Below are 5577 nucleotides of genomic sequence, written 5' to 3'. Positions count from 1 at the left end.
GCGGCACGTGCACAACTACCTGCTGTCGCGCAAAGACGCGCCGGTCAGCGCAAACCGCGAGAAGTCGCTGCTCTCGCACCTGTGGAACTGGTGCCGGCAGAAGGGCTACACCGATCTGCCCAACCCATGCCTCGGCATCAACCGCAACCGCGAATCTGGCCGCGACGTCTACGTCGAGGACGATGTGCTGCAGCGGGTCTACGATGCAGCGGATCAGGTGCTGCGCGATGCAATGGACCTCGCCTACCTGACCGGTCAGCGACCGGCCGACGTGCGCGAGCTCGACCGCCGGAACATCAAAGACGGCGCGCTGGTGCTGCGACAGGGAAAGACGAATACGCCGATGCGCATCGCCATCACCGGTGAGTTGAAGGCGCTGATCGACCGTCTGTTGAACCGCGACCGCCCGGACGACGCACCGATCAGCACGCGGCTACTGCTGGGCGAGGACTGGCTGCCGATCGGCAAGGATGCGCTGCGCTACCGCTTCGACCGCGCGCGCGAGCGGGCAGGTATCCCCAAGGATCAGTTCCAGTTCCGCGATCTGCGCGCCAAGGCAGGCACGGACAAGGCCGATTCGGCCGGCGACATCCGCAAGGCGCAGCAGCAGCTCGGCCACCAGTCGGTGACCACGACAGAGATCTACGTGAGGAAGCGCCGCGGAGCGTTGACCAGCCCGACGAAGTGATAGCGGAGCGGGCGGAATATTGCGGAGCGAGGGGCGAAGGCTGAAAGCCTTGTCGCAATTGGTGGGCCGTGATGGATTCGAACCATCGACCAAAAGATTAAAAGTCTTCTGCTCTACCGACTGAGCTAACGGCCCATTGCATGCCCCGGCATCGCTGGCGGGGGTGCGCATTCTAACCTATCTTGGCGCCGAGGCGTACCCGTGCCATGCGGCGATCAGGCGTAACGGGTCGGGTCGGGCACGCCGGCGTCGGTGAAGCCCTGCGCGCGCAGGCGGCAGGCGTCGCAATGGCCGCAGGCCGCGCCGCTGTCGTCGGCGTTGTAGCACGACACGGTGAGGCCGAAGTCCACGCCCAGGCGCACGCCTTCACGCACGATGTCGGCCTTGCTGAGGAACTGCAGCGGCGCGTGGACCTGGATCCCCGCCCCTTCCACGCCGGCCTTGGTGGCCAGGTTGGCCAGGGCCTGGAAGGCCTGGATGAACTCGGGGCGGCAATCGGGGTAGCCGGAATAATCCACCGCGTTGACGCCGCAGAAGATGTCATTGGCGCCCAGCACTTCGGCCCAGCCCAGCGCGACGGACAGCATGATGGTGTTGCGCGCCGGCACGTAGGTGACCGGGATGCCCTCGCCGCCCGCTTCGGGCACGTCGATGTCATCGGTCAGCGCCGAGCCGCCGATGCTGCGCAGGTCGACGTTGACGGTCTTGTGCGCGACCACGCCCAGCGCCTTGGACACCGCGGCGGCGGCATCAAGTTCAGAGGTGTGCCGCTGGCCATAGCGCACGCTGAGCGCATGCACGGCGAAGCCCTGTTCCTGGGCGATGGCGATGACGGCGGCGGAGTCCATGCCGCCGGACAGGAGGACGACTGCTTTCTTCATGGGGGTGTTTCCGGTGGATTGCGGGAGCCAGCACGCTGTCCCGCGCCGGAATGACTTCAAAAAGAGGCGTGGCGAGCGGCGGACGCCCGGTAGCCGACGATCAACGGCCGGGTTCGTCGTCCCAGAGGATCTTGTGCAGCTGCATCTGGAAGCGCACCGGCAGACGATCGGCGACGATCCAGTCGGCAAGCTCGCGCGGGCTGACCTGGCCCTTGCTCGGCGAGAACAACACCATCGCGCGTGCGTTGAGCGTGTGTTCTGCAACCATCGCGCGTGCCCACTCGTAGTCCTGGCGGCTGCACAGGACGAACTTGATCTGGTCGCGGCGGGTCAGCAGCGGCAGGTTCTGCAGCAGGTTGCGGGCCATTTCACCCGAGCCCGGGGTCTTGAGGTCCACCACGCGCGAGACGCGCGGATCGACCGCGCTGACATCCAGCGCACCGGAGGTTTCCAGCGAGACATCCAGGCCGGCGTCGCACAGCTTTTCCAGCAGCACCAGGCAGCGCTTCTGCGCCAGCGGTTCGCCACCGGTCACGCAGACGTGGTGGACGCCCTGGGCCAGCACCTCGGCCACGATCGCGTCGATGTCCCACCAGGTGCCGCCATGGAAGGCATAGGCGGTGTCGCAGTAGGTGCAGCGCAGCGGGCAGCCGGTCAGGCGCACGAACACGGTCGGCCAGCCGGCGGTATCGGCTTCGCCCTGCAGCGAGGTGAAGATCTCGGTGATCTTCAGACGCGGCAACGGCGACTGCACGATCTCGCTGGGGAGCGCGGCGGCGGCGGACAAGGAGACGGTCATGGCGGTGATTCTTGGAGGACGGCTGCGGAAACGGCTATAGCCGAGCATGGCTCGGCGCTACGGGAGCCCCGATATCGGGGGATGCAACCGGTGATTATACCGGCCCGGGCGCGTGGAGCGACCCGGCGCCGTTCAGCGGATCTGCTGACCCAGCCGGATCGACTGCAGACGGTCCTGCGCGGTGCGCGCGGCGTCGGAGCCGGGATAGGTGGACACCACCTGTTCCAGGGTTGCCTGGGCCTGGTCGACCTTGCCTTCGCCATACTGCGACAGGCCGATCTTGAGCAGGCCACCGGACGCCTTGTCGTGGGTCGGGTAGCGCGAGATGAGGTCGCGGAACTGCGCCTCAGCCAGCGGGAAATTTCGGGTGGCGTAGTAACTCTCACCCAGCCAATACAGGGCATTGGGGGTGTAGACGCCGTTGGGGTACAGCTCGAGGAAGCTCAGGAACAGCTGGGCCGAGTCATCGTACTTGCCGGCCTTGAGCGAATTGAACGCGACGTTGTACGCGGTGCGCTCATCGCCACTGGCCGAAAGGCTGCCAGCGTCCCCATGCACGGAAGGCGGCCGCTCGGAAGCGGCCGTTGCCGGTATCGGGGGTGCTGCGACGGGCTTGGGCGCGGCGGCAGCGGGTGCGGCGGGCAGCACGGGTGCGCCGCCTTCGAGACGGTTCAGGCGGCTGTCCAGGTCCAGGTACTGGTCCTTGGCAGACTGCATGAGCTGCTCATTGTCATGCTGCAACTGCTCCACCTGCGACTGCAGCGCCTGCATCTGCGTGCGGAGCTGGTTGAGCTGGTTGAGCATGTCCATGTTGGACTGGTTGTTCTGCACCTGCTGCTCAAGCGAACCGACCCGGTCGGCTAGGCTCTGGCGCTGCGCATTGGCCGGAGCGGCAGCCACGAGGGCTGCCGCAACGATCATCGATAGAAATCGAAAGCGCATCTATTACTGAGCCGTGTACACGATCTCGACGCGACGGTTCTGCGACCAGCAGGACTCGCCCGACTCGGTGCAGACCGGACGCTCTTCGCCGTAGGACACGACGGTCAGCTGCGAAGCCGAGCCACCGTTGGCCTGCAGGGCGGAGTTGACGCCATTGCCACGACGCTCGCCCAGGGCCTGGTTGTACGCGCGCGAACCGCGCTCGTCGGTGTGGCCCTGCAGGGTGATGCGCGAGGACGGACGGTCACGCAGGTACTTGGCGTGGCAAGCCATGATCGCCTGGAATTCCGGCTTCACGTCTTCCTTGTCCAGGTCGAAGTACACCACGCGCTGGCGCAGGCAGGAATCGGTATCCAGGTCGCCCGGGCCGTACAGGCCGGAGGTCGACGGACCGGTCGGGGTGGAGGTCGAGGAGCCGGTGTCAACCGGGGCGACCGGCTGTTCCTTCACCTTCTTCGAGCAACCGGCCAGGGCGGCCACGGACAACAGGGAGACAAGCAGAACTCGGGTGGACTTGTTCATGGCGATACCTTTGAGGCTCCTAAAGCCGGATGAGGGATGAATACGGTGGAAATCTTAACACTCTGTTAGCGCTTTGTACGGTATGGCGACCAAGAAGGCTCACGAACATCACCGTCTGCCAGTACCAGTCGCTGGCGCACGCGCGCATCGGCCGAAACGGCATACAACACTCCACGACCACCCTCGCGGGCGGCGTACAACACCATGCTTGCATTGGGCGCAAAGCTAGGCGATTCGTCCAGCGAACCCGGCGACAGCGTGCTCCAGCGCGGGGAGCCCAGGCTGCTGTCCATCATCGCGATCTTGTAGGTGTTGCCACTGCCCTGGGCCACCACCAGCTTCTTGCCGTCGAAGGACAGGCTCGGAGTGGCGTTGTAGTTGCCCTGGAAGGTCACGCGCGAGGCGCTGCCACCGCTGGAGGGCACCTGGTAGATCTGCGGGCGGCCGCCACGGTCGGAGGTGAAGTAGACGTTGGAACCGTCGGCACTCCAGGTCGGCTCGGTGTCGATGGCGAAGTGGTTGGTCAGCTGGGTCAGCTGCTTGCTGCCCAGGTCCATCACGTAGATTTCCGGGTTGCCGCTGCGCGACAGCGACAGGGCCAGGCGACGGCCGTCCGGGGAGAACGACGGGGCGCTGTTGATGCCGCGGAAGCTGGTGACCAGTTCGCGGGCACCGGTGGAGATGTTCTGGATGTAGATCGCCGAGTTGCCACGCTCGAAGCTGACGTAGGCCAGACGGTTGCCGTCCGGGCTCCACGACGGGGACAGCAGCGGCTCGGCCGAGCGCACGATGGTCTGCGGGTTGAAGCCGTCCGAATCGGCCACCATCAGCGCATAGCGCATGGCATCGCCCTTGCCGCTGGCGGTGACGTAGGCAATGCGCGTCCAGAAGGCGCCGCGCACCCCGGTGATCTTCTCGTAGATGGCGTCGGCCATCTGGTGGGCGACATCGCGCATGGCGTTGCCGCGGGCGGTCATCGCCAGGCCAAGCAGGCGCTCGCCCTTGGGCACGTCATACAGCTCGTACTCGACGCGGTAAGCGCCGGCACCGGCGTCCATGACGCGGCCGACCACGATGTAGTTCTGCTTCAGCGCGCGCCAGGTGGCGAACTGGATCTCGCTGCCACGGGTGGGCTTTTCGACGATCTGCGCTTCGGGCAGGGTGCGGAACTGGCCCGAACGCTCCAGGTCGGCCCGGACCACGGACGCCACGTCGGTCTGCGGTGCGCCGGCCGAGCCCTGGTACGGCATGGGCACGACGGTAATGGGGGTAGCGGAGGCGTTGCCGCCGATGATGTCGATATCCAGCCCCTTCTGCTGCGCCACGGCAGCAAAGGGCAACAACAGGGCCGCAACAACGGCAAGCCAACGAGGCATCTTCTTCATGGAGCACTCAAGAGAGGGAAACCGGAACGAGGGATAACAGGGCGGCGGTGAACCGTTTCGCAATCATGAACCAAGGGTACGTGAAAGCTGAGTCACCGCGCGGCAAAACTCACAGCCCGTTAACGAGCGGGACGGAAAACCGCCCCCTCCACCGCAGGGACGATCAGTCCTGGGCGGTAAAGTTGAAGTTGATCGTGCGCTGGAAGACGGTCTCGAAGCCGCGGTATGGCAGCGGCTGGGCATTGAGCACGGCCGCTTCGATCGAGCGCTTGCCGGCGTCGTCGAACGCGCAGTTGCCCACCACCTTGGCCTGGATGACCTGGCCACCGGGAATCTGGGTGATCGAGACCTGGCACTTCT

The 5577-nt window shown here is 65.8% G+C and carries 6 protein-coding genes, 1 tRNA gene and 1 pseudogene; 1 reads left to right on the top strand and 7 read right to left on the bottom strand.

The window, feature by feature from the left end:
• Window positions 1–7 precede the first annotated feature (7 nt).
• Window positions 8–688, top strand: coding sequence for a tyrosine-type recombinase/integrase (locus RTO53_RS19265; RefSeq protein WP_312239285.1), 681 nt, complete (start codon window positions 8–10; stop codon window positions 686–688).
• A 59-nt stretch (window positions 689–747) separates the two neighbouring features.
• Here the strand turns inward: RTO53_RS19265 and RTO53_RS19260 are convergent.
• The 7 genes and pseudogenes from RTO53_RS19260 to RTO53_RS19230 all read right to left on the bottom strand — a co-directional run.
• Window positions 748–823 (bottom strand) — tRNA-Lys (locus tag RTO53_RS19260).
• A gap of 80 nt (window positions 824–903) precedes the next feature.
• A complete protein-coding gene (queC, locus tag RTO53_RS19255; protein ID WP_312239284.1) occupies window positions 904–1569 on the bottom strand; it encodes a 7-cyano-7-deazaguanine synthase QueC in 666 nt (221 codons plus the stop codon).
• A gap of 100 nt (window positions 1570–1669) precedes the next feature.
• On the bottom strand, window positions 1670–2368 hold the full coding sequence (queE, locus tag RTO53_RS19250; protein WP_312239283.1) for a 7-carboxy-7-deazaguanine synthase QueE: 699 nt from the start codon (window positions 2366–2368) through the stop codon (window positions 1670–1672).
• Window positions 2369–2500: 132 nt separating this feature from the next.
• On the bottom strand, window positions 2501–3310 hold the full coding sequence (gene ybgF, locus RTO53_RS19245; protein WP_312239282.1) for a tol-pal system protein YbgF: 810 nt from the start codon (window positions 3308–3310) through the stop codon (window positions 2501–2503).
• Window positions 3311–3313: 3 nt separating this feature from the next.
• A complete protein-coding gene (pal, locus tag RTO53_RS19240; RefSeq protein ID WP_312239281.1) occupies window positions 3314–3832 on the bottom strand; it encodes a peptidoglycan-associated lipoprotein Pal in 519 nt (172 codons plus the stop codon).
• A gap of 65 nt (window positions 3833–3897) precedes the next feature.
• Window positions 3898–5217 (bottom strand): Tol-Pal system beta propeller repeat protein TolB, encoded by a 1320-nt coding sequence (gene tolB, locus RTO53_RS19235; RefSeq protein ID WP_312239280.1) that lies wholly within the window; start codon window positions 5215–5217, stop codon window positions 3898–3900.
• Between the two features lie 163 nt (window positions 5218–5380).
• A pseudogene (locus RTO53_RS19230) lies at window positions 5381–5577 on the bottom strand (protein TolA); the annotation flags it as partial.

The sequence above is a fragment of the Stenotrophomonas sp. genome (genome assembly GCF_031995405.1).
Lineage (GTDB): Bacteria > Pseudomonadota > Gammaproteobacteria > Xanthomonadales > Xanthomonadaceae > Stenotrophomonas.
Note: the sequence above shows the minus strand (reverse complement) of the source record. Positions and strands in the feature narration are given on the sequence as shown.

Coding starts and splice junctions, on each gene's coding strand:
- queC (WP_312239284.1), bottom strand. CDS start 1,569: ATGAAGAAAGCAGTCGTCCTCCTGTCCGGCGGCATGGACTCCGCCGCC.
- queE (WP_312239283.1), bottom strand. CDS start 2,368: ATGACCGTCTCCTTGTCCGCCGCCGCCGCGCTCCCCAGCGAGATCGTG.
- ybgF (WP_312239282.1), bottom strand. CDS start 3,310: ATGCGCTTTCGATTTCTATCGATGATCGTTGCGGCAGCCCTCGTGGCT.
- pal (WP_312239281.1), bottom strand. CDS start 3,832: ATGAACAAGTCCACCCGAGTTCTGCTTGTCTCCCTGTTGTCCGTGGCC.
- tolB (WP_312239280.1), bottom strand. CDS start 5,217: ATGAAGAAGATGCCTCGTTGGCTTGCCGTTGTTGCGGCCCTGTTGTTG.